Below are 22062 nucleotides of genomic sequence, written 5' to 3'. Positions count from 1 at the left end.
GGAAGACATGGAACCTTTTGCTTGCTTTCTGGCGTAGTACATATTCAGAGGAGAGGAGCGACAGTGGTTCCTTGTGAAGATGAGATCATTCAAAGAGCAGCATCTGGAGATCAGGAGGCTTTTCGCCTGCTGTGGGAGGCTTATCATGCCGTTATCATGGCAGCAGCGCTGCGGCTTTGCCATCATCGTTCGCTGGCGGAAGATATTACACAGGGAACTTTTTTGTTGGCATGGCGCGGGTTACCGCGTTTTCAGCCTGGGAAGCCTTTTCGTCCCTGGTTGATGCGCATTCTTTACCGGCATGCACTAGACGAGATGGAGCGGCAAGATATCTACCGGCTTCCGCTACCCCTGGACGAGGTCGACGATCCACACTATCAGGGCGGTTCAAATGTCTCGCAACAAAGAGATTTGCAAGCGTGGGTGGCCGAGCGCGAACAGGTGCGCCAGGCGCTCATTCAACTTAGCACAGATCAACGGCGTGTAATTGCTCTGCGCTATGGGGCCGATCTTACCGAAGCTGATATAGCCCAGGTATTAGGATGGCCGATTGGTACAGTAAAGTCACGGCTGAATCGTGCGCGTGATCGACTCCGGCACTTGCTAGAAGATGAGAGGAAGTGACTAAAGATGCACGAACGGGATTTCGAAGCGCGTAGAGATAATGACAAAGCCGATCTGGAGAGCAGGCTCGCGGCTTATTATGGCCCTGATCTGCGCGAGCAACCATTACCTCAAACAGAGTGGCTGCGACTACGGGCAAAACTTGGCCATCGGCATACTGCCAAGGGCAGGCATGTGCGAAGGATTCTGCTACGCCGCAATGCACGGAGTAATCGGGTGCCGGCATACATCCAGGATACTTTTTCGCGCATTATATATGAAGCTCATATGCAAAGCGATACTCCAGGTTTGCGTTGTTCATTCAAAAGCACCCTGCACATGCCTGAAGTTCATACCTCTTTTTTGGGCGAGCGTAAAATATGGCTTATTCTCCCATCCTATGGGGCAGGATCAATGGAAACGGCAATGCTGGAAGTGCTTTTAGCGATGGGCCTGGCGCGTTACTCCTACTCGCGCCGGTTGGAGAACAGGCTGCTCAGGGTGTTCCTGGTAGCAACTGTGATACTTATGCTGGTAACGTTCATTTTGTGGTTGGCTTATCAATACTCACTTCTTGCATTTCTTATAGCCATAATACTCTTTGTTATTGTGGCAGCATTGGTAAGTATTCAGAGGCGGAGGCGGGTGTTTCAAGCGGACGAGTTGATGGTGAGATGGCTGGGAAGAAGTCGTGTTTGCCGGGGGTTACATTTGTTAGCGGGGCAAGGCGATAAACAACGGCGAGTGTTCCTATGGGAACCATCGTTGGCCGAGCGTATAGGGCGAGTATGTGGAACGCAGGTGGAAACTGAGAGCCAGCGGCTGACTCTGGTCAGATAATAGCGACGGGCTAGTGTTATAGACAACTCATAGCAGAAAGGACAGAGGAATATAATGGCTACAGAATTTGCGACTGAGGTGGATCGCCCGGAGGCTCCGCCACTCGAGACGAGGCCTCAACGTTCCGGAGGATGGCTCCGGCGTTTACAGCAGCGCGTTCGGCTGGCAATGGGTGGGGATGACGAGGAGTTAATTGTAGAGAATATGACGAATGTGTCCTGGCGTGTGTACCATGATTACCATATGCTGGGGATAATCGATGCCGGGGAAAGTAGAACTTTCCGCTTGCAAAAGCATGGCAATCTCAATGTACGGCCCGTTGCCGAAGGCGATGAGGTTGAGTACCTGGTGCTATCTCTTACTTTGCATGTCCACAGAGTAAAAATATATCGCCGTCAGATGGCGCGGGATCTGGAAGTATATGATATGCGCGTAGCATAGGAGCCTTTCTTCTTTTCACGGTTCTGTAAAGTAATGTGATAAAAGCAGCTTGTCCTTCTGCGGAAGCTGGCATATACTGAGCTTATGGCATTAGTATTACATCCAAAAATTGAAGTTCGTGACTCGCCTATAGAGGGTAAGGGGTTATTTGCTAAAGAGCCTTTCAAGAAGGGTGAGCGATTTACAGTTACTTCCGGTAAGCATTCCTGGGTCGTTATGACCGATAAGGAGTTTCAGGATTACATCAGAGCTGTTCAGTCATATGACGCTGTCTATCTGGGTAATGGTACCCATCGTGTGAGTACTGTCTCACGAGCAGAAGACCCTTCGAATTATGGCAATCATAGTTGCGACCCGAATATCGCACCTGCAGGCGATGAAATGATAGCCCTTAGAGACATTGAAGCGGGAGAGGAGCTAACTCTCGATTATGCGCAACTCAGCCCAAAGTCCTGGTCAATGAAATGTAACTGTGGTGCTAAAAATTGCACCGGCATCGTTAGAGGCAGGCTATAACTAAAGTATCAGGAGAGTGAAATGTCAATGGTGAATAAGCGGATGAACAAATGTAGCCACCAACCCGGCCGGGTTGGTTAAGATTTCCTCCGCGCATATAGCAAATTCTGGTTGTATTCTGGCAATACCCCATAGTATTGCTAAGATCGGCGTTATACTCTTATAGAAGAGATCAGGAGAAATCTATTTGTTGTGAGGGTAATGTATGTCGTCTGCCGTAATCACGGCGCTCTTGCTTTTGACAATAGTGCTGATCATAGGCAGTATTGTCGTCAGTGTTTTCCTCGAACGGAGACGCTATGTCCGTAGACTTGCTCTCCAGAGCCAGGAGCCGGGCGTATCATCTGACCGTCGTATTACCTTAGTTTTGCAGCTCCAGGATGGAACGCTGCTGGGCCTGGAGAAACCTGTAACTCCTCCTGCCTTTACACTACCCTCTTCCTGGTATACCCGCCATCGCATGTTTGTCACAGTTTGCCTGCTCGTAATGTTGTTGCTTACCCTGTTTATACAGAGTGGCATTGTGGATGGGGCGCTGCACGAGTTAAACGACGGCATCGCCTTACTCAGCTTCGCGCAGCATACCACCGGTATTGCTCTAAATACCGCTGCGCACCAGAATCAGGCTCCTGGCCTCCCGCTTACGGCCAGCCAGCGCCTGGTGCGCGTGGATTCCGCTGACCGCAGGCAGTACTATACCGATTATCAATGGAATGTATGGTCCTACTCCTCCTGTTCGGGCATTTCCATGGAGGAGGTGATGAATGCGTATGGTCGCCATCTTATCGCTGCCGATGTCCTGCAGGTGGAGTTGAATCTGGGAGTATGGTCGGTGTCTGAGGGGCTGTTGCGCGAGGATGGTGTCGCGCTTACGGCGGCGTATTTTGGCTTCAATGCGAGCCTCAGCCATGCGCGTACATTGGATGACATCATAAGCCTGAGTAATAAAGGGTATCCTGTGATTGTGAGTGTGCGCGATAGCTACTACTTTCCAGGAGGTCATCTCTTTGTGATACGCGGGGGGGATAGCAGCTATGTCTACATTGCGGACTCTTCTCCGGCAGATTTTCAACGCATGACGCACGCGATGTTTTTGGGCATGTGGCAGGGATTTAGCGCGGTATTGACTCCACGTTAACTGTTGACGCGCGATACAATCTCCCGGTGCAGTTCTCCGGTTCCCGCTGCTATGAGAGAAAAACCCGTGGTGAGATTGGTGATAGGGCGTAAAGGTTTGCCGGACTGATCAGAAATGATGCCGCCAGCCTCACAAATGATACTGGATGCCGCGAGGAACGATTCAGCCGTCAGGATGTCTCCGATATCGATGCAGGCATCATATGCGCCATTGGAAATATACACAAGGTCCATTGCGGAACTGCCGGTACGTCTTATATTGCTGATCGCCGGATGCCGGGTGAGCAATTTCAGTTGTGCCTGCAAGTTACGACCATCGAAGTTCATGCCGGCAAGGCACTGATCGAGTCGTTTCGTCTCACTGACCCGGCAGCGCTTTCCATTGCAAAAAGCGCCAGCAGCGCGTTGAGCCTGGTAAACTGTGCCACTGAAGAGTTCGCCAACGAGCGCCCATTCTACCCGTTCAGGTACTATGGGCGCATCGATGGGCAGTACCGCAAGCGATACAGCGGCGGTCATAATTCCCCGCCAGACATTCGTCGAGCCATCGATGGGATCGACAATGATCCGATACAGCGGCATAGAGGACGTTGTGAAAGCCGGTCGCTCTTCAGTCATGATTTCGAAACCATACCCGCTTTCAGCCAGGCCGTTGATGATAATATCTTCGGCCTCGCGATCAAACTGCATGGTCACGTGCTGGGGCGATGAAAAAAAGATCTGACCGCGGTCGAAACGTTCGGAGTGTAAATACGCCTGAACGCGCCGGAAGAGGTGTTCTAGAAGTTCTAACATCGGGCGCTCGCTATCTGCCTACTTGCGGTTTAGGATATTGGTTGATCATTCACCACGCCGCTTATACTCTCATCTAAAATGGCTTGTTCATCTTTATGTTCGATGAGACGTTGTAAGACAAAAGGGCGTATTTGTTTGAGTTCAAGCAAGCGCTGGCGCGTCAGCCGGATCGCCAATTCGCTCTGATCGCAAGCAATCCAGCGGCGACCAAGCTCGTCTGCCACAGCGGGAGTGACACCGCTGCCACAAAAGCAGTCGAGAACAAGATCGTTTTCCTCAGATGATGCCAGGATGATACGTTCGAGCAGCGCCGCCGGTTTCTGGGTGGCATAGCCGTTACGCTCAGGGTCTTTCTGATGCAAATGGCTGATATCGTTCCAGACATCGGATGGCGTCATTAACTGATCCTCGTGATAGGTATAGGTGCGTCCTGCCGAGTGTATCGTCCAGTAGACATGTCCATCCTCATTCAGATGTTTACGCATATGATTGCGTTTCTGAGAGCCACGCCGTTCTCCAATGCGTTCGGCGTGAAAGCAATAGTCGGCAGATTTTGTGTAAAGCAGGATGGTGTCATGCTTGCGGGCATAGCCTTTTGTAGAACGCCCGCCGGATTGATAATGCCAGATGATTTCATTTTTGAAGCCGGAGCCTCTGGCATTCGGTTCGTAGCCAAAGATTTCATCCAAAATTACCCTTGCGTAATGGATGACCCGCCAGTCGAGATGCACATACAGACTACCATCATTCTCCAGCAGCCTATGCAGTGCCGCGAATGTTTCATATAGCCATTGAATATAGGAATCCAGATTGTTCCAGGTATCGTTGTAAGCAAGCTCGTTGCCGAGCGTGAAGGTGCGGCCCGTCATGAAAGGGGGATCGATATAGATAAGGTCGATTTTACCGGCAAATTCGGGAAGCAAGGCAGGAAGGATGCGTTTTTTGTCTCCATGGATGAGGCGGTTGTACCAGCATGAAGAATTACCGGCCGGGTTGATCTGATCATCATACTGGTTTGTATTGAAAGCCTCGCACATATGCAGATAATGGGATTTATAATTTTCCGCGCCTGTAATACCTTTTCCTTCCCAAATCAGTTCTACCATTGTTATTCCGCCAATTTCTCCAGCTTGTCTCTTTTCGATCAGGCCTCTTCAGGATGCATCATAAGCAAGAAACGGCCTGCTGTCAATGATTTCATCAAATAGCCCGTTATAACCATACAATTTGCTCAGATGAAATATGTTGATATATTTTGATGCATAGCTCGTTTGATTGATCGGGGCAACGAGCTGTGAAAGATGCATACAGTATTTTGCCGGTGCAGACAGATAGGAGAAGATAGAATGACTTCGCGTATTCAGAAACTGCTGATATCTTGCGTATTTTTAGCGATAGTGGTGGGACTTGCTTCGTGCGGAAGTTCTGGAATTGGCGCTATTCCCAGTGGCACGCCTGATCATGGCAATGGTACTCCTGCTGTTATCCCTACACAGACCGTGAGTCCAGCGCCCGTCATGACGGCCCCGCCCAGCGCGTTAGGGACTTCCTATGCATTTGTGCGCAACGACCAGCTCTGGGTTGCTCGCAATGGCGCAAAGCCGGTGCAGGTGACGCACTTTAACTATAAGAATGCGCCGAATGTTTTCTGGCGTTTGCCGGCATGGTCTCCAGACGATCATTTCATCGCCTTTATCATGAATGCGCGACCGGCGGGAGTAGGTGGTGGTGGCTGCCCAGCACCCGATTTTGGGGCCAATGGAGCGCTTTACGTATTGAATACCGGTACTATGCAACTCACGCAGCTGCTAGTGCCTGCCGATAGCGCTGATCCAATCGCGAAAAGTCCAGAGGGCGGATACTGGCAATATGTATTTTGGGAAAATTCGACGCACCTGCTGGCATGGTACAATGGGGTGATGGGAAAAACGAGCCGGGCTGCTGGCCTCTATCGTTATGATGCGATCAGTGGATCGCTGGCGCAGGTTATTCCTCTCAGCGCGCTGGGAGCGGCGACACTCTTCGCGGCGCAGAACAATGTACCGCTGTTGCTTTCTATGCGTTATAGTAATGAGCAACTTTTTTATCAAGTGATCGTACATCCATTTGGGCGCCAGAGCCAGTTTGTGATTTATCGTCACTCGGTAATTCAACCTGGCCTGGTTTCGAGCAAGGTCATCTCTCAAGGAACTGAGCCGTGGTGCGCGGCACAGGGGAGCGGGCCTTATATAAAACCGGGCTGGGATGTTTCCGCCGACGGCCAGCAACTGGCAGCTCAAATGGTAACGGCAAGTGGTCCTGACCAGGCGCTAGGGAGCATTCAGGTTCTGAATTTGAAAGATGGTGTGACGGCGAGTTTATTGAACCAGTTGCCTGCTCGGATGCTTACACGGGATGATACGTTGAGCTGGGGGCCTGATAGCCAGACGCTCGTGGCGGCGGAATATCACATGCAGAGCCAGGATGGTCCGTATAGCGCGAGCCTGGCGAATCCTGTTGCCATGCAGAAGTATGCGCCAGCGCAGGCTGGCGAAGTGAGCTGGAAACCGGATAGTTCCGCTTTCGCTTTACAGGACCAGGATGCCGCGGATGCCGGCGATTCGATAGGCCCGTACCTTTTTGAAACAGGAGAAGCACAGGGCCAGCTTTTAATGAAGGATGCACAAGATTTTGTGTGGGGATAAATTGAATGTCAGCTGGTTTATTGACAATTTTGAGTGTGATTGCATATATATGCGGGTTAGTAATTATTCTGAGCATGACGCCGCGATTGTACAAGCTCTCGTATGATGAGGGCCTGTTTTTGGCAATCGCGGCGCTAGATGTGATCGGAGCCATTTTCGCTTTTGGTGCTGTAGAGATATCTTTTGCCGCGTTCAATGGAGCATTCGGTATTCGGGTGCTGGACTTTGCATTGCTCCTGGGCATTTTCGTCGTCAGTTTGCGTGTGACACTACAAAGTCTCCGTCCTTATTCGACCTGGGGGACGTTTCGTGTTTCGCGCATCCTGGCCGGGTGCTTTGGCATCTTTCTACTGCTGGCTACGTTATTTAGCCTGGTGTTTCTGTTCAGCGCAGCCACTTAAAAATAATACTCAGTTATGCCTGCGGTGTTTCTGTTGCTGCCCTCCTGTCGAACGCAGGTTGAGTTTATGATTTGCATCGAGAACATTGCCAAGTCCCTTGGAACGGTACAGGTCATCGAGTGGCGTTACCACATTCGTGTTGCGGGTTTTCTGCGTCCGGGCAAGATATATACCGGCAATGCACAGAAAAGCAAATATTCCGAAGAGGATGAGTACGCCTAACCACTGCATTTCGTTACTCCTCCGAATTATCTGGCTGTTAAAAAAAACGGAAAGTTATTCTGCATCGTTTAACGCAAGCCGGACAGAACTATCAAATGATCCTCTCTTTTGAGGGGTGACCTGGGAAATTGTTCCTGCAATCACCCCATGAGAGTCCGTCAAACGAGCTTTTTAAACATAACGCTCGAACCATTCGACTGTGCGAGCCAGGCGGTCGGTACGCTGTAATGGCGAACCGACATCGGGCCAGTCCATCAAGTGGCTGGCACCCGGATAGCGAACCAGTTCGACTTTTTGTTTGCGCTTGCGCAGTTCTACAAACATTTGCAAGGATTCAGAGAATGGGCAGCGCAAATCATCTGCCGCGTGCAGGAGCAAGAGCGGAGTCGTAATCTTATCCGCGAAAGTTAGAGGCGAGGAACTGCGCCTCAATGCCTCTACATCCTGCCCCTCGCCGCTCATTGCGAGATCGAACCAGAGCGTCTGATCCGAGAGCAGACCGGCGCTGGGAAGGTAGCTGATGCCATTGCGACTCACAGCGGCCTTAAAGCGGTTTGTCTGCGTGATTGCCCAGTTGGTCATGTAGCCGCCATAGCTGATGCCACCAATGCCAAGCCGGTTGGCTTCTACCATCTCGGTGGCTATGACGTGGTCAATACCCGCCATCAAATCCCGGAAATCATCTCCTCCCCAGTCGTTCAGATTTTTGCGGCAGAATGCTTCTCCGTACCCGGAACTGCCGCGAGGATTGGCGGCCAGCACCGCAAATCCCTTGCCGGCCAGCACCTGGAACTCGTGAACATAGCTGTCACCCCAGGCCAGGTTTGGGCCGCCATGAACTTCCAGAATCAAGGGAGCTTTTGTGCCCTCCGGCAATGGTGGCAGGTAGAGCCAACCCTCAATCTCCAGGCCATCGAAGCTTTGCCAGGTGATACGTTTGGGGCGCACAAGCTGGAGGCTCCGCAGGTACGTGTCGTTTACACCAGTTAATTTGTGTGAGTTTTGTCCGTTCCCGTCCATGCTCCAGATATCGCCGGGTGTAAACCAGTCCGTGCGAACTACTGCGATTATCTGTCCATCCTTGCTAAGTTGAGGATTGAGGTAGCAGCCGTTGCCACCGGTCAGACGAGTCATCGTATCGTGTTCCATGTCAAGGTGGTACAGATGGAGCTGGCCGCGCTCTTGAAAGGTGGCAAGTAGTGCTTTGCTATCAGGATACCATTGCGGGCGAGTATGCGCATAACTGTGCAGCTCGTCGATGATCCACTCGCTAGAGGTGAAGTTTGGAGACTGCGAGGTGACGGGGCGTGGAGCGCTACTGCCCTGGACATCTACGACAAAAGGAATCACATTGCTCGCCTCTGTTTGATCGGCTGCATAGTAATAGGCAATATGCTGTCCATCGGGCGACCAGGCGGGTGCCTGCGCCAGGCCATCTTCGGGTGTCAGCCGTCGCATCTGGCGATTTGCCAGGTTCAGTACCCACAGCGCCATGCTTACGCTAAGATCGGGATCGGGGCGGCGGTTGGCGCAGAATGCTATTTCCTTGCCATCGGGCGACCAGCAGGATTGTACGAGGTCCACAGGTTCTGCTGTCAGGCGTACAGGTTCACCCTCTAAAGGAATAAACCAGAGCTGCTGGTGACGTCCTTGCTTATAGCCTTCGCCATCCCATTGCTCATCCAGACGGGTGAAAACGACGGATATGTTGCTGGTATCAGGCAGATCGCGGTCATCCGCAGGTCTCCAGGGGCTGTGGGCGACGAGAGCCTTGCCGTCCGGTCGCCAGCTATATTCAGTAATACCGTGTTTCAAATTAGTCAATTGCCTGGCTTCCCCACCCTGCATGGGCAGCAAGTAAATTTGCAGGGTGCCGCTGCGGTCGCTCAAAAACGCGAGGGTGTTTCCATCAGGAGACCAGCGCGGCGATAGATCATGCCTGCCTTGACGCTCTTCTTCAACGCCATTAGTGATCTGCCAGGGAATGTCTCCTTTAGCGGCTTTAGCGCGTACTAACCAGATGGTGCTACTGGTGGTATTCGTCTGAGCGTCGCATTGCTGTATTGTGAAGGCGATGAGGGAACCATCGGGTGAGATTTGCGGGTCCGAGGCAATGCGCAGTGCTAGCAGGTCATCTACGCTGGGGAATGGACGAGGAGCAGGTTGTGGCGCTGGCTCAACTACCGGCACCTGGATGGTGGAATGGACCGTGTCATCTCGCTGATCGTTGGACTGAGGGATAGTAGAAAGATCATCGTTGTCGATCATCGTACAAAACTCCGTTATTTACAAGTCGTTTGCGCTACGTCATATTGGCTGAAAGTATATACTACTGATTTTAATACGTCACGAAAGGCTACGGGTTACTGGGAAAGCTAAGGCTCTGTTTTGTGCTATCATAGCTTAGCAGAAAGGAAGAGACGTATGATTGTAAGCGAAGTGATGACGACAAAATTGATTACAGTCACCCCTGATGATACGCTGAGTCATGCTGCTAACCTGCTACGACAATATCAGTTTCATCATCTACCGGTGGTGTCAGCAAGCAATTCTGCGTGGTCGAAATATATTGATACAGGCCGGAAGGCATTGCCGGAGTTCCAGGGGTTGTTGACCTCACAAGATATAGACCTGGCGGCGGCTATGGGTAGATGGAGTTCCAGCGAAGTGCTGCATCGTCCGTGGCAGGAACGACCGGTGGCCGAGTTCATGCACCGGGCGAGCATCCGTGTAACACCGTCGACGAGTGTAGCGGCAGCAGCACAATTGATGGTCGAACGAGGCTTGAACTGTTTGCCGGTGGTAGAATATGAGCAGATGGGACAGGACGAGGAAGGTAGAATGCGCACTGTGCTGGTTGGATTGCTTACACGCAGTGATTTGCTGCTAGTACTGGCGCGTTTAATGGGCGCATTTGAGCCGGGAATGGAATTGACGATTCAATTACCGGCGGGTGATCCGGGTCCCCTGGCTGAAACACTCGTACTGGCTGCTCAGTTAGGAATACAGGTGCGCAGTATTACAGCCGCTCCACAGGAGAGCGGAGTGCTGCAAGTTGCGACCTTGCGGCTCGGAACGATAAATCCTTCACCCTTGCTGGTGCGATTGCGGGAGGCGAATATCCACTATGCGTTTGCAGGCTCGCCGGTAGAGGACGACGAACAAGGATGAATTACAAATGAACTGTAAGGCGCGTTTGCTGTTCGATAGTGACGAACTGCATTATGATTTTGGCCCGGACCATCCTTTGCAGCCGGCGCGATTGGTTGCATTGATGAATCTGCTGGAGACCAGTGGTTTGTGGCATAGCGCTTACGAACAGGATCGCTTGCCGTCACGTCCTGCCACGCTGGAGGAACTGGAGCTGGTTCATACCCCCGATTATATTGCTGCCGTGCAGCGCCTGAGCCAGGCTCACGAGGGAGACCCGGCAACTGAACTTCACAGTCGAGATGAAGACCGCGTACAAGCGCAGCGGGACGAAAGCAGAGCCGAACTGGCCTTGAAATATGGTTTTGCGGATGGAGATACCCCTGCGCTGCCGGGAATGCACGAGGTTTCTGCACGTATCGTAGGCGGGACGCTGGTTGCCTTGAGCGCAATAATGGGACTGCCCGAAGGGGGAACATTCGCTTCGGAAGACGAACGACCGCTGCATATCTTTCATCCCGCGGGAGGATTGCATCACGCGTGGGCTGAACGCGCCTCCGGATTCTGCGTCTACAATGATATCGCAGTGGCAATAGCGCATGTGTTGCGTGCCAGCGAAGCCAAAGTGTTATATATCGACTTCGACGCCCATCATGGCGATGGCGTACAACGAGCCTTTTACGATGAGCCGCGCGTGATGACCGTCTCATTTCACGAGACCGGGCGCTATCTCTTTCCAGGTACAGGCGATGTGCTTGAACTGGGTAAAGGAGTAGGCCGTGGCTATTCCGTCAATGTTCCCTTGCAGCCTTACACAGAGGATGATTCGTACATCGAGGCGATGGAGGCTCTTCTGACTCCCCTGGTCATCTCATTTGCTCCTGACGTTATTGTCAGCCAGCATGGATGTGATACGCATGCCTGGGACCCCCTGACACATCTTAGTCTGACGATGCGTGGGATTCAGGCGCAGGTCAAACTGGCACACCAGCTGGCCGATACATATTGTAAGGGTCGCTGGGTAGCATTGGGTGGTGGAGGATATGATCTCTACCGGGTCGTGCCGCGTGCCTGGTCTATAGTCTGGGCGGAAATGTCCGGGCAGGAGCTCCCGGTATCCTTACCAGAAGAGTGGGTGGAGCGCTGGCAACCGGTATGGCTTGGCGTGGAGGCGCAGGAGACACTTGCGCAACAGGTAATGGGAAAATCGTCGATCCCGGCCAGCTTTCCAACTACTTTTATGGATCGTCCCCAGGATTTTCCGGCACAGCCCCGCCGCTGGACGATCAGCAACACGAACCGGCACACGACGGCACTGGTACGCCAGCTGTTGCTACCTCCTCCGGTGCGGCAGGCTTTCCCTACGGTTCATAATCGGTCTCCCCTGGCCGGTCTATTCGACCTTTTGCATTTGCAGGGAAGCGCGACTCCCTCACGTAGCAGGTCATTAGAAACGGGAAAGGGAACGCTATTGCTGCGCGATTTTTGCCCACCCTCGCTGATCGAGCGTCTTACTATCGATGCAGGATTACGGGCTTTCGCGCGTCTGCCGGAACGAGAGCACCAGCTCCTCTTGAGTATTGCGAGACGGCCAGATTGCGCGCTCACCATAGCTCATACGCCCTCCGGTGAGATCGTAGGTGAGGTGACATTAGCTCCCGGTGATGAGTGGTGGGAAGGCCTGGAGAACGTCTATGAGGTGGGGATTGAAGTCAGCGCAAACTGGCGCCGGCTGGGTATTGCGAAAAATTTGCTGGCCTTTGCGCTTGAACTCGATGCATTGGAAGACATCATTTTGTACGCAATGGGTCTATCATGGCATTGGGATATGGAAGGGCTCGGCCTCAATATCTACCAGTATCGCGAATTGATCGCGCGGCTTTTCGCTTCTCAAGGCTTTACAGAATATCCGACGACCGAACCGAATGTGCGTATGGAGCCGGCGAATATCCTTCTGGCCCGCATCGGTAGTCGTGTAGACCAGCGGGTCGCGAGCAGGTTTTTGAGCCATTTGTTGAGTACGCCTAACCTGGGAGGTTTATAATGCGGGTCGGCTAGTAGGTGCGAAGTTGTTATCGAGTGCAGTGGAGCCAACTGAGCGGCTTGACTCTAAATACTCGGCTAATGATTTACAGTAAAGATTTAGTGGGAAAAGGCTATCATCCTTCTGGAAAGGAAACCATTGAATGAACCAAGAGGAGCAAGAGAAAGCCGGAAAACAAAAGAGTGAGGGAGAGCAAACGAAGCAGTCTGTTGATCAGTATCCAGCTGATCTGCTGGAAGCCATTCGACAGGCAACATTTAGAACGTTGGCTGTCACGTGTGTACGTGGCTTTACAGACCTGAAGATTATTGCAACCCGGAAGATTGCCGAGGACGTGTATGCCGTAAGCTTTAGCTATTATGTGCTGAATATAACAGGTCCAACTTTCACTGAAGGTCAAGGTCTTTATGTTCACCAATTTGCTCCTGCGCTGTACCTTGATGCGTATGCTATTTCCAATTTTGCGAATGACCTTTTCAATCCTCCTCCTTCGTCTGCTTGATACTGCCCTGGTAATCCATCATTACTGTTCCTTCTCAATGACCTGAGTCCATTCCCGCCTTCAAATCGTACAAAGGAGATAAGCAGGGCCTGGGCATCGACACAGGATTCTCAGACTGTATAGATATTAGATTAATCTATCCTGAGAAAACTTAAAAATGCCTTATAAGTTTTTAAGGTAGAGTTTACATATTGAACAATTATATGCAAAAAGATTCCAAAAAGCTTTTAAAAATGTCATATTTTCTATGAACAAGCTATGAGCACTAGGGGGAATAAAAATCATTAGCTCAAGTATTAATTCTTTCTACTCTACTTCGTTACTTTTAGCAGCGAGCATGCAATCTAAACGCCTGAATGTAGCGTAGTATATTACGAGAAGCGATAACGATCGATTGCCTTCCATCTCCTCGAGAGAACCGCAAACGCGAGCGGATACGATTCCGAGAACAGGCAACTTATAGAATCGATTGCTTCAGTAATACCTACATAATGTTAGCATGTCATCATGATGATTGGTATGATGACAAACAGTCTATCTCAGATTTTAGGAAGATCTGAGTAGAAGAAAGGAATGATTAGCTCTGTGGAAAGACCGGACGATTTGACTCCTGAAACCGATGATCTCATGGAGTCGTTCTCAACACGTCGTACGCGCCGCTCCCTGCTGAAAGGAGCGGCAGCAGGGGTAGCCGGTGCGGCGGGGTTATCAGCAGCCGGAGCAGGCGTCTTTTCGCTCTTGCATGGTTCGGCGAATATTGTGCATGCCAAAGCCCTGGCTGGATCAAGTTGTGTAGATAGTATCAAAACTATTTTCACCGTAGCGCGAACTGCTGAGCGATTAGCGGTTACCTTCTACACGAATGGCATGAACAATGCTAACGAGTTGGGGATAACCGGTGACAACCTGGATATCATTCAGGCGGCTCTCATTGAGGAGCAAATTCACGAACTCTTCTTTGCAGCCAACGGCGGAGGGGTGCTTGCCAGTACCTTTAGCTTCCCTCATGGCCCCGATACATTCACCGATCTAAATCTCTTCATCGCGACCCAGCAGCAGCTGGAGGGTGTTTTCGACTCTGCCTTCCTGGTAGCAATTCGAGAATTCGCGCAATTGGGGCGACCCGACCTGGCGGAAATCGCCGGACAAATTGCCACAGTTGAGGCGGAGCATCGTGCGTTGGGGCGCATGATTGGTGGACTCGAACCCGCCGATAACTGGGTATTCTCCCCTGTACTGCTCCCATCGGTTGGCGCAGCTCCTGCGCTCGTAAAGAAGGCTGGCTACCTAAGTCCCAAACCGGGCAATAGCTACACCTATAAGCAAGTCGGTACGCACATTACTGGCGGCGTGATCTATCGCCAGCCCTATGCTGTGTCCTGTTCCTAGCAGTCTTTTTGTAGTGCGGTGATCTGAGCCACGAGCGGAAGTCTTTCTTCTGTTCGTGGTTCAGATCTATCTTGAATATGCTTTTTTGAGGGTAGTATGAGTATGATCAATGAAAGCGATTGGATCGGAATGCAGATTGGCAATTACCGCGTGGTTGCCGCCTTGACCCAAGGCTTCGTCAGCGGTGTCTATCTCGCTCAACATCTCTTGCTCAAACACAATCAAGTAGCAATCAAATTGCTGCATAGAAAGTCTCTTCGTTCAGTAGAGAAGCAACAGCAATTTTTGCAGGAAGCTGAAAGGCTTGATCTACTTCGATACCCTCATATTGTATCCATTATTGACGTTGGCCAAACCGATGAAGGTTTTCCCTACATAATAACCGAATACGCACCCGGAGGTTCACTTAAAGATCGCATAGAGCGCTATCGCCCTGGCCCGTTGCCGTTGGAAGAAGCTTTAGTCATCCTTTCTCAAATTGGGGAAGCAGTGCAATATATGCATCAGCAGAACATCATACATTGTGACCTCAAGCCAGGAAATGTCCTATTTAATGGCAAAGGTGAAGTGCTCCTCGCCGACTTTGGTAGTGCCGTGTTGTTGGGTGTGGCAGATACCAGACGAACCGCGGGAGAAGGCACTTTTTATTACATGGCACCAGAGCAGTTTGAGGGCGTGGTGAGTAAGGGGATAGATCAATATGCACTTGGCTGCATCGCTTACGAACTCTTGACCGGGCGTCAACCTTTTACTGCACTCAGCATACGGGCTGTAATCCAGAAGCATATGATGGAGGATCCCATTCCTCCTACCCAACTGAACCAGGAACTCCCTGCTCATGTAGAGCAGGCAATCTTGAAAGCGATGGCGAAAGTCCCTACCGATCGCCATTCTGATGTCGCAGCTTTCATTTCAGCATTACATATGCCTGTTAGCAATCAAATTGCTGTATTGGCCGGTTCTTCTACAGAAATGACCACACCTGTCCAACCAGATGAGCCTGAGGTATTGACGAAAACCAGGGAGAATTGGTTGGATGAAGCTGTTGCACATCAGAAAACTGGTTGCTATGAGGAATCGCTTGCCGCATATGAGAACGCTATTGAATTGGATTCTAGTGATGCCTATGCGTATATAGGCAAGGGGCTTATGCTGTGCAAACTCAAGCGGTATGAAGAAGCTCTGAATAGCTTTGAGCATGCAATAGAACTTGATGCCGGTGATGCCTATGCCTATATTAGTAAAGGGCTGGCGCTCAGCATGCTCAAACGATACGAGCAAGCGCTTGATGTCTATGACGAGGCTATTCAGCTTGATGTCTATGATGTTGATGCTTACCTTGGCAAGGGCCTTGCGCTAGAGCATTTGCAGCGTTACAACGAGGCTCTATTGGTCTATGAGCAGGCCATTTCATGTAATCCCAATCATGTACCTGCATGGCGTGCCAGGGCCGATCTATTGCAAAAGCTTGAGCGGACTGAAGAAGCGCAATATGCCTTTGAGATAATCAATCAACTCGAAGTGATAGTAGGGGCCGGAGCGGCACAACATATATAGCTTCGCGCTTGCCTCCTCGATGGTTCCGATTTTTCAAATGGGTATGAATCTGCTATGTCTTCCTTAGAATTCCATAAGAAATGGATGGGATTTCTTAAGAATATAATGAGATTGCACTCACGCACTTTAGTTTATGCTTAGAGGTGCCTACAGCAGAGTTTATAAATGCAAAAAACTATTGTAATTTAATCGAGAAAAGGATACGCTAGTGTCAGGACGAAAGAAAGTGAGGTTGTTACTCATGCAAATTCGAGAACGCGTAAAAACACGCACGCCTGACATTACTGATGGTATTCTGGCGCAACAAAGCCTTGCCGGTGACCAGCAGGCGTTTGAAAGTCTTGTCAAACGTTATAATGGTCCGCTCTTTAATTTTATCTGCCGTTTCCTGGGGGATTATGACCAGGCATCGGATATCTTACAACAGGTGTTTCTCCAGTTGTACATCTCCCTGCCAAATTTGCGAACCGGAGAGCCGTTGAAAGCCTGGTTGTTTCAGGTGGCCCGCAATCGCTGTCTGGATGAGTTGCGTAAAAAGCGCGCGATTCATTTTTCTGACCTGGAAGCCTCGGCAGATGAGGACGACGCCTCGCCATTAGCAGCGATGCCGGATACAGGTCCTTTACCGGAGGAAGTAGCGGAGCGGCATGATTTACAAGAGTGCCTGCAGAAGGCTATCGAGGCGCTGCCCCCCAAGTTTCGCTCAGTTGTGCTGTTGCGTTATGCTTCCCAGTTAAGTTTTTCCGAGATTGGGCACGTGCTAAACATGCCGGAGGCGACTGCCAAGACATACTTCCAGCGCGCAAAGCCCTTATTGCGGTCGACACTGGCGGCCCAGTTGCAGATTATGCCCGCATGCTAAACTCACCCGGAGCAGCAACTATTTTTGACTGTTGCGAATGAAATAGGCGATGTGAAACTTCCCTCTTACCTTGACCGTACTAACAGCAGAGATAGTATGGAAGAAGATAAGAGGGAATTATGTATGGACCATCCACGCCATGATTCATTTCCAGACCCGGCAGAGCCTGACGATATTGACAGGCTCTTCAATCGATTAGCGCCACTAGAGCCTCCAACAGGGATCATTGCACGCATTCTAGACTCTATTTCGCGCATCTCTCCGCGCCAGGCAGATCCAGAGCTTCCGTGGGACAATGACAGCCAGGTGGATGGACTGGTTGTACGAAACGAAAAGCAAGAGCCATCCTAAGAGGCGAGCTGTTCAGAAAGTTTACCGGTGCTGACCAGCCAGCGAATAAATTCCAGGCGGCGCTGGTCTGCGATCAATTGCAATCTCTCTCTTTCGTTGTAATCCCTGCGCAACTGGCTCAGCCGCTTCATTTCTACCTCTCCGAACCCACCTTTACGCAAAATTTCACGATCTTCTTTACGGTCCATGCGGTCCATGTGGCCCTCCTTTTTTGTCTAGCTATCCACGCTGGATAACTCTTACGGAGCGAATACTTGCCGCGGATAGCTCCGCGGGCCGGTATCCAAAAGGGATGCTTCTACGGTCCTATCGTTAACATGCGTTCAATGCGTTTGAGAAGAGTATGCATAGGATATGGTTTAGGCAAATGATCTAAAGTTGCCCGGCTTTCGCCATGGCTGCGAATATGCTGACGCACTGCGGATGCCGAACTGGTAAGCAATACCGGCGTGCTCGAATAAGTCCGTAAAACTTTCAAGACTTCCCAGCCGGAAATTGAACCAGAGAGATCAAGGTCAAGCAATACAAGGTCGGGAATCGCTTGTTGAAGCGCCACGATAGCTAATTCTCCATTACTTGCTATCTCCGTAGCGTAGCCGGATGCGGTTAAAAAATTTGCTTCCAGGCTGGCCAGGGAAGTGTCATCTTCAACTACGAGTATTTTGTGTGAGTGCCTGGCTACCGCCGCTTGTGAATGCATTGGATGATCAAACACTCGCACCTCATTCGGTGTGGCCTCGTTCAAAGCATTCAACTGACCGCCTCCAGACGATGACCTTGCAGCGTCCCTGTCTTGCATGACTGACATCCTGCTCCCGCAAAGCGCTCATAATGCGGCTACATCGCCAGCGCGGTAATATCATAGATGACTTGAGAGAAGCCGCCTCTCTTAGCAAAAATTGTACACAAGTTTTGGTGACAATGGTGTGAATAAGCATGTGATTACTGTGAAGAATCTGTGAAAAATCTTCACGTAATCATGGTTCTTTGTCATCCGGGGGAGGAACAAAATAGCCCACGCCTAACTCATTGAGCAGGAAGCGCGGTTGGGCAGGGTCCGGCTCTAGCTTGCGGCGCAAATGACGAATAAAGGTACGCAGGTAAGTGTTTTCCGCGCTGTAGTCCGGCCCCCAGACGCGCTGGAGCAGTTCGCGATGGGTAAGAACCTTTCCGGCGTTGCGGGTGAGTTCGCAGAGCAGGTCATATTCGGTGGGAGTCAGGTGGATTTCTTTGCCGCCGGAGCGAACCGTGCGATGCGCAAAATCCACGACCAGCCCCTGTTCGCCGCCACAGCGATAGACGGGGCGCTGCGAATCGTCACCCTTGCTGCTGCGCAGGCGAGCTGCCTCGTCCGCGCGGCGCAAGGCCACACGGACGCGAGCCAACAATTCATTCAGGCTAAAAGGTTTGGTCAGATAGTCGTCGGCACCTTGATCGAGGGCCTTGATTTTGACCAGTTCCTCGTCATGGGCTGAGAGAACAATCACAGGTGCGCTGCTCCATTCGCGCAAGCGCCTTAGAAAGGTCAGGCCGTCCAGGGTAGGCAATGAGAGGTCGAGGAGAATGAGCTGCGGCTCGAAAATGGCAGCAAGATCGATAGCCTGGGCTCCATCACGCACTGCCTGAACCTGATAATTTCTCGCTTTCAACTGCGCCAGAAGAAAAGAGCGCATTTGCGCATCATCTTCGACGCAAAGGATACGAACTTTTTTATCTGATACTGGCATGTAATACTCCTGTTAATCCTCTTTGCGAGCCGGGACGGCGAGCGGAAGAGTGAAAGCGAAAACCGCCCCCTGCCCCGGGCTGCTCTGCAACCTGAGCGTGCTGCCATGGGCCTCGATAATACCGCGACTGATATAAAGGCCCAGGCCGGTCGCCGCGCTCCACCTGGCAGTCCCTGGTCGTTTCGCGACCATGGGCTGGCCCGGTCGATCAGGCGCCGGGCGTCTCAGATTCGCGAAGGTGCTGAAGCGGGTAAACAGTTCAGCCTGTCGCTCCTCTGTGATACCAGGTCCGCGGTCGATCACACGAATCTCGACGCCCACCGGCTGCTCGTCTTCTTCATCGTAGACCACCTCTGCTTCGAGACGCACAATGTCCCCCTCCGGTGCATAGCGGAAAGCATTACTGAGCAGATTGGTGAGAACGCTCATAATAAGCTCATAATCCGCGCTCACTGCCGGTAAATCGACCGGTACGCTAATCTCCAATTGACGCTGTGAAGAAGAGATCAGGGCTTCCAGGCGATCTTGTAGGTCTTCAACCATTTCAGGCAACAGAATAGGCTCTCGTTCGAGGCGCAAGGCTCCTGCCTCGACACGCGAGGCATCGAGAAAATTGTTGATCATTTCTACTAAACGATTGACCTGTTCGTCGGCTGTCTTCAGAAAGTCCAGTTGCTGTTCGTGCGACCACTGCAAATCGTTGGCCTGTAGCGCGCTGATATGAGCGCGAATATTGGCGAGGGGTGTTTTCAATTCGTGGGCCATGGTTGTGAAGAAGTCTTCACGCACACGTTCCAGGGCCTTGAGCCTGGTAATATCTTGCCAGACCAGCACAGCGTTGGTAATGGTGCCATCATTGGCGCGCAATGGTGCGGCTTTGGCGAGCAGGTACAGCGTCTGGCCATCGGATGCGGTGAGATGGAGTTCGGCTTCACTGGCCTCTCCTTTATTGAGGGCAAGGAAAAGTGGCTGTTCCTCATATGGTATCAGAGAGCCGGAGGCCCTATAAACCAGGACGCCACGCAGCAAGTCCTCGATATTCATGCCGGTGGTCTGCTTAACAGCGGCATCCATATCTTCAGGGAACGGAGATGAACCATTCGATGGAATGCACCCCATGCGGTACAGTAGTTCTGTGGCCTGGTGGTTGCTCAGAATAATGCGATTATCGTTGGCTGAGATCAGTAACACGCCGGAGGGCAAACGCTCTAAGAGCAATTCCAGGCGGGCGCTTTCCAATTCCAGGGCTTCTTGCGCTTCCTGAAGTGCCTGATTGCGCTGTGCCAGTTCGGCAGTACGAGCAATGACTTCTGATTCGGTACGCTCCCGCGCCGCTGCCTGTTCGGTAACATCATGATAGACGACCACAAAGGCGAAGATATTGCCAAGCTCATCCTGTATAGGGGCCTTTGAGCGGCGTATTGTGTAATAGTGTCCATCGGCGCCATGCAACTTGAATTCATCAATGCGTTTTTCGTGAGGGAAACGCTCAAGTTCTGCTGTCATTTGTTCGAAAGGAGGAGCATCTGGAGGATAGAGGGCTGTACTATGTGCAAGAGCCTCGCTAATATGCAAGCCAATGACATCGTTTGTCCATCCTAACAGGTTGCGGATAGCGTTATTGAAATCAACTACCCGCCAGCGGGCATCGTAGATGATTACCCCGTCTGGAATAGCCTGCATGACGTTTTCTTGCTGGCGCGCGTGCCTTCTGGCGGTACGCGCCAGGTGATCGATGCGCAGGAACAGGCGGGCATTTTGTATCGCAAGCCCGGCCTGTTGCGCGAATTGCTCCAATAACTCAACTTCCTCTTTGGGCAGGCCACGAGCGCGCCGGTGGTAGACTTCGATTGTGCCCAGCACGTCGCCTTTTGGTTTATGCCAAAAGGCGTTTCCCCTGGAGTTGGAAAGCTCTCCTATACTGGGACCTGGTGTCGGCTCAAATATCGGAACACACACAACTGAGCCGGGGCGGCGAGGTATGCCGTTATCGTCGAGCAGTGGAAACTCTATTTCGGGCACAGTGCTTGTGTCTGAAATGACCAGCGAGCGGCGGCTGCGCATGACCCTTCCCAGTAGCAGCTGTTCGCTTACCTGTGGATGCCAATCCTGGACGCTCAGATGTAATCCTTTCTGAGCGGCAACCGTTACTGTGGGAGCAGTCTCCGGCGGATGATGTGTGTCTGGGCCAGTAAAGGTCCGCTCCTCAAGCCCGGAAAGGAGGTATTCGCCATTTGAGATCGAATAATCCCTCAAAATCACGGCACAACGTGTTGAGCCTGCCAGGCTCTGAACGGCTTCGAGGATGCGATCAAGCACCACAGGAAGCGCAAATCTGCCCGCGATTGCTGATGAGATATGGTGAATGGCTGCCAGGTGCAGCCTTGAACGAACATGATTCGTAACGTCCTCAATGGTGATGAGGAGCGTTGGTTCTGCGTTATAATTTTCAGATTGTGGTTGTGTGCCGGGCGGAACGTCGGGCGTAAAAAGCTCGATAGAGATATGCCAGTAGGTACGTCCGCGTTCTTCGAGAAAGCCTTCATAAGGCACCTCGCTGAGGACGGCCTTTTGACCTGTGACACAGACTGCTCGCGCTTCCGGTTGCACTACCCTGAGCAATTCACCGGGCAGTACTTCCTCCAGCAAGTGACCAACCACATTTTGAGTTTGCCATGGCTGTGGAAGTAGTGAGACGAAGTACGAGTTGACATAAAGGAGGCGCATGTCTGTGCAGTTGAGGCTGGCGACTCCCACTGGCATGAGTTCGAGAATATGTTCAAGCCGGGCGGATGGCTCTGGCTGCATATGATGCAATTTCTAGAAAACCAACTAGTCGGT

General features: G+C 51.5%; 22 protein-coding genes. 14 read left to right on the top strand and 8 right to left on the bottom strand.

What is annotated here, in order from left to right; translation table 11 throughout:
* The first annotated feature begins 63 nt into the window (after positions 1 to 63).
* The 5 genes from VFA09_04425 to VFA09_04405 all read left to right on the top strand — a co-directional run bounded on the left by VFA09_04425 (position 64) and on the right by VFA09_04405 (position 3538).
* Positions 64 to 624, top strand: a complete 561-nt coding sequence (locus tag VFA09_04425) for an RNA polymerase sigma factor (GenBank protein ID HZU66503.1) — start codon at positions 64 to 66, stop codon at positions 622 to 624.
* Between the two features lie 6 nt (positions 625 to 630).
* Positions 631 to 1443: a hypothetical protein gene (locus VFA09_04420; protein HZU66502.1), complete on the top strand. Its 813-nt coding sequence runs from the start codon at positions 631 to 633 to the stop codon at positions 1441 to 1443.
* Between the two features lie 54 nt (positions 1444 to 1497).
* On the top strand, positions 1498 to 1884 hold the full coding sequence (locus VFA09_04415; protein HZU66501.1) for a hypothetical protein: 387 nt from the start codon (positions 1498 to 1500) through the stop codon (positions 1882 to 1884).
* Between the two features lie 84 nt (positions 1885 to 1968).
* Positions 1969 to 2400: an SET domain-containing protein-lysine N-methyltransferase gene (locus VFA09_04410; GenBank protein HZU66500.1), complete on the top strand. Its 432-nt coding sequence runs from the start codon at positions 1969 to 1971 to the stop codon at positions 2398 to 2400.
* Positions 2401 to 2605: 205 nt separating this feature from the next.
* Positions 2606 to 3538 (top strand): C39 family peptidase, encoded by a 933-nt coding sequence (locus tag VFA09_04405; GenBank protein HZU66499.1) that lies wholly within the window; start codon positions 2606 to 2608, stop codon positions 3536 to 3538.
* Here the strand turns inward: VFA09_04405 and VFA09_04400 are convergent.
* Positions 3535 to 4332, bottom strand: coding sequence for an inositol monophosphatase family protein (locus VFA09_04400; protein HZU66498.1), 798 nt, complete (start codon positions 4330 to 4332; stop codon positions 3535 to 3537). The two genes, VFA09_04405 and VFA09_04400, sit on opposite strands and share 4 nt — an antisense overlap.
* A gap of 29 nt (positions 4333 to 4361) precedes the next feature.
* On the bottom strand, positions 4362 to 5438 hold the full coding sequence (locus VFA09_04395; GenBank protein ID HZU66497.1) for a DNA methyltransferase: 1077 nt from the start codon (positions 5436 to 5438) through the stop codon (positions 4362 to 4364).
* Between the two features lie 240 nt (positions 5439 to 5678).
* Between VFA09_04395 and VFA09_04390 the strand changes: the two genes are divergently transcribed.
* The gene (locus tag VFA09_04390; GenBank protein ID HZU66496.1) at positions 5679 to 7016 is read left to right on the top strand and encodes a hypothetical protein; all 1338 of its coding nucleotides are present in this window, start codon (positions 5679 to 5681) and stop codon (positions 7014 to 7016) included.
* A 5-nt stretch (positions 7017 to 7021) separates the two neighbouring features.
* On the top strand, positions 7022 to 7417 hold the full coding sequence (locus VFA09_04385; protein ID HZU66495.1) for a hypothetical protein: 396 nt from the start codon (positions 7022 to 7024) through the stop codon (positions 7415 to 7417).
* 9 nt (positions 7418 to 7426) lie between these two features.
* Here VFA09_04385 and VFA09_04380 read toward each other — a convergent pair whose 3' ends face one another.
* Positions 7427 to 7648, bottom strand: coding sequence for a hypothetical protein (locus VFA09_04380; protein ID HZU66494.1), 222 nt, complete (start codon positions 7646 to 7648; stop codon positions 7427 to 7429).
* Between the two features lie 162 nt (positions 7649 to 7810).
* On the bottom strand, positions 7811 to 9907 hold the full coding sequence (locus VFA09_04375) for a S9 family peptidase (GenBank protein HZU66493.1): 2097 nt from the start codon (positions 9905 to 9907) through the stop codon (positions 7811 to 7813).
* A gap of 156 nt (positions 9908 to 10063) precedes the next feature.
* Between VFA09_04375 and VFA09_04370 the strand changes: the two genes are divergently transcribed.
* The 7 genes from VFA09_04370 (at position 10064) to VFA09_04340 (ending at position 17494) form a co-directional block, all read left to right on the top strand.
* Positions 10064 to 10810 carry a CBS domain-containing protein gene (locus tag VFA09_04370; GenBank protein ID HZU66492.1) on the top strand — a complete coding sequence of 249 codons (747 nt, stop codon included), beginning with the start codon at positions 10064 to 10066 and terminating at the stop codon, positions 10808 to 10810.
* A 7-nt stretch (positions 10811 to 10817) separates the two neighbouring features.
* The gene (locus tag VFA09_04365; protein ID HZU66491.1) at positions 10818 to 12833 is read left to right on the top strand and encodes a GNAT family N-acetyltransferase; all 2016 of its coding nucleotides are present in this window, start codon (positions 10818 to 10820) and stop codon (positions 12831 to 12833) included.
* Between the two features lie 142 nt (positions 12834 to 12975).
* Positions 12976 to 13335 carry a hypothetical protein gene (locus VFA09_04360; GenBank protein HZU66490.1) on the top strand — a complete coding sequence of 120 codons (360 nt, stop codon included), beginning with the start codon at positions 12976 to 12978 and terminating at the stop codon, positions 13333 to 13335.
* A 585-nt stretch (positions 13336 to 13920) separates the two neighbouring features.
* On the top strand, positions 13921 to 14724 hold the full coding sequence (locus VFA09_04355; GenBank protein HZU66489.1) for a ferritin-like domain-containing protein: 804 nt from the start codon (positions 13921 to 13923) through the stop codon (positions 14722 to 14724).
* Between the two features lie 102 nt (positions 14725 to 14826).
* Positions 14827 to 16281 carry a serine/threonine-protein kinase gene (locus tag VFA09_04350; protein ID HZU66488.1) on the top strand — a complete coding sequence of 485 codons (1455 nt, stop codon included), beginning with the start codon at positions 14827 to 14829 and terminating at the stop codon, positions 16279 to 16281.
* A gap of 241 nt (positions 16282 to 16522) precedes the next feature.
* Complete coding sequence (locus tag VFA09_04345) at positions 16523 to 17143, top strand: sigma-70 family RNA polymerase sigma factor (protein ID HZU66487.1); 621 nt, start codon at positions 16523 to 16525, stop codon at positions 17141 to 17143.
* Positions 17144 to 17266: 123 nt separating this feature from the next.
* On the top strand, positions 17267 to 17494 hold the full coding sequence (locus VFA09_04340; GenBank protein HZU66486.1) for a hypothetical protein: 228 nt from the start codon (positions 17267 to 17269) through the stop codon (positions 17492 to 17494).
* Here VFA09_04340 and VFA09_04335 read toward each other — a convergent pair.
* From VFA09_04335 to VFA09_04320, 4 genes are all read right to left on the bottom strand, one after another.
* A complete protein-coding gene (locus tag VFA09_04335; GenBank protein ID HZU66485.1) occupies positions 17491 to 17691 on the bottom strand; it encodes a hypothetical protein in 201 nt (66 codons plus the stop codon). The genes VFA09_04340 and VFA09_04335 overlap by 4 nt on opposite strands.
* 101 nt (positions 17692 to 17792) lie before the next feature.
* Positions 17793 to 18293, bottom strand: coding sequence for a response regulator (locus VFA09_04330; protein ID HZU66484.1), 501 nt, complete (start codon positions 18291 to 18293; stop codon positions 17793 to 17795).
* Positions 18294 to 18471: 178 nt separating this feature from the next.
* Positions 18472 to 19221, bottom strand: a complete 750-nt coding sequence (locus tag VFA09_04325) for a response regulator (GenBank protein ID HZU66483.1) — start codon at positions 19219 to 19221, stop codon at positions 18472 to 18474.
* Between the two features lie 12 nt (positions 19222 to 19233).
* Positions 19234 to 22029, bottom strand: a complete 2796-nt coding sequence (locus VFA09_04320; GenBank protein HZU66482.1) for an ATP-binding protein — start codon at positions 22027 to 22029, stop codon at positions 19234 to 19236.
* Positions 22030 to 22062 lie beyond the last annotated feature (33 nt).

Source organism: Ktedonobacteraceae bacterium (assembly GCA_035653615.1).
In the GTDB taxonomy this organism is placed as follows: domain Bacteria; phylum Chloroflexota; class Ktedonobacteria; order Ktedonobacterales; family Ktedonobacteraceae; genus DASRBN01.
Note: the sequence above shows the minus strand (reverse complement) of the source record. Positions and strands in the feature narration are given on the sequence as shown.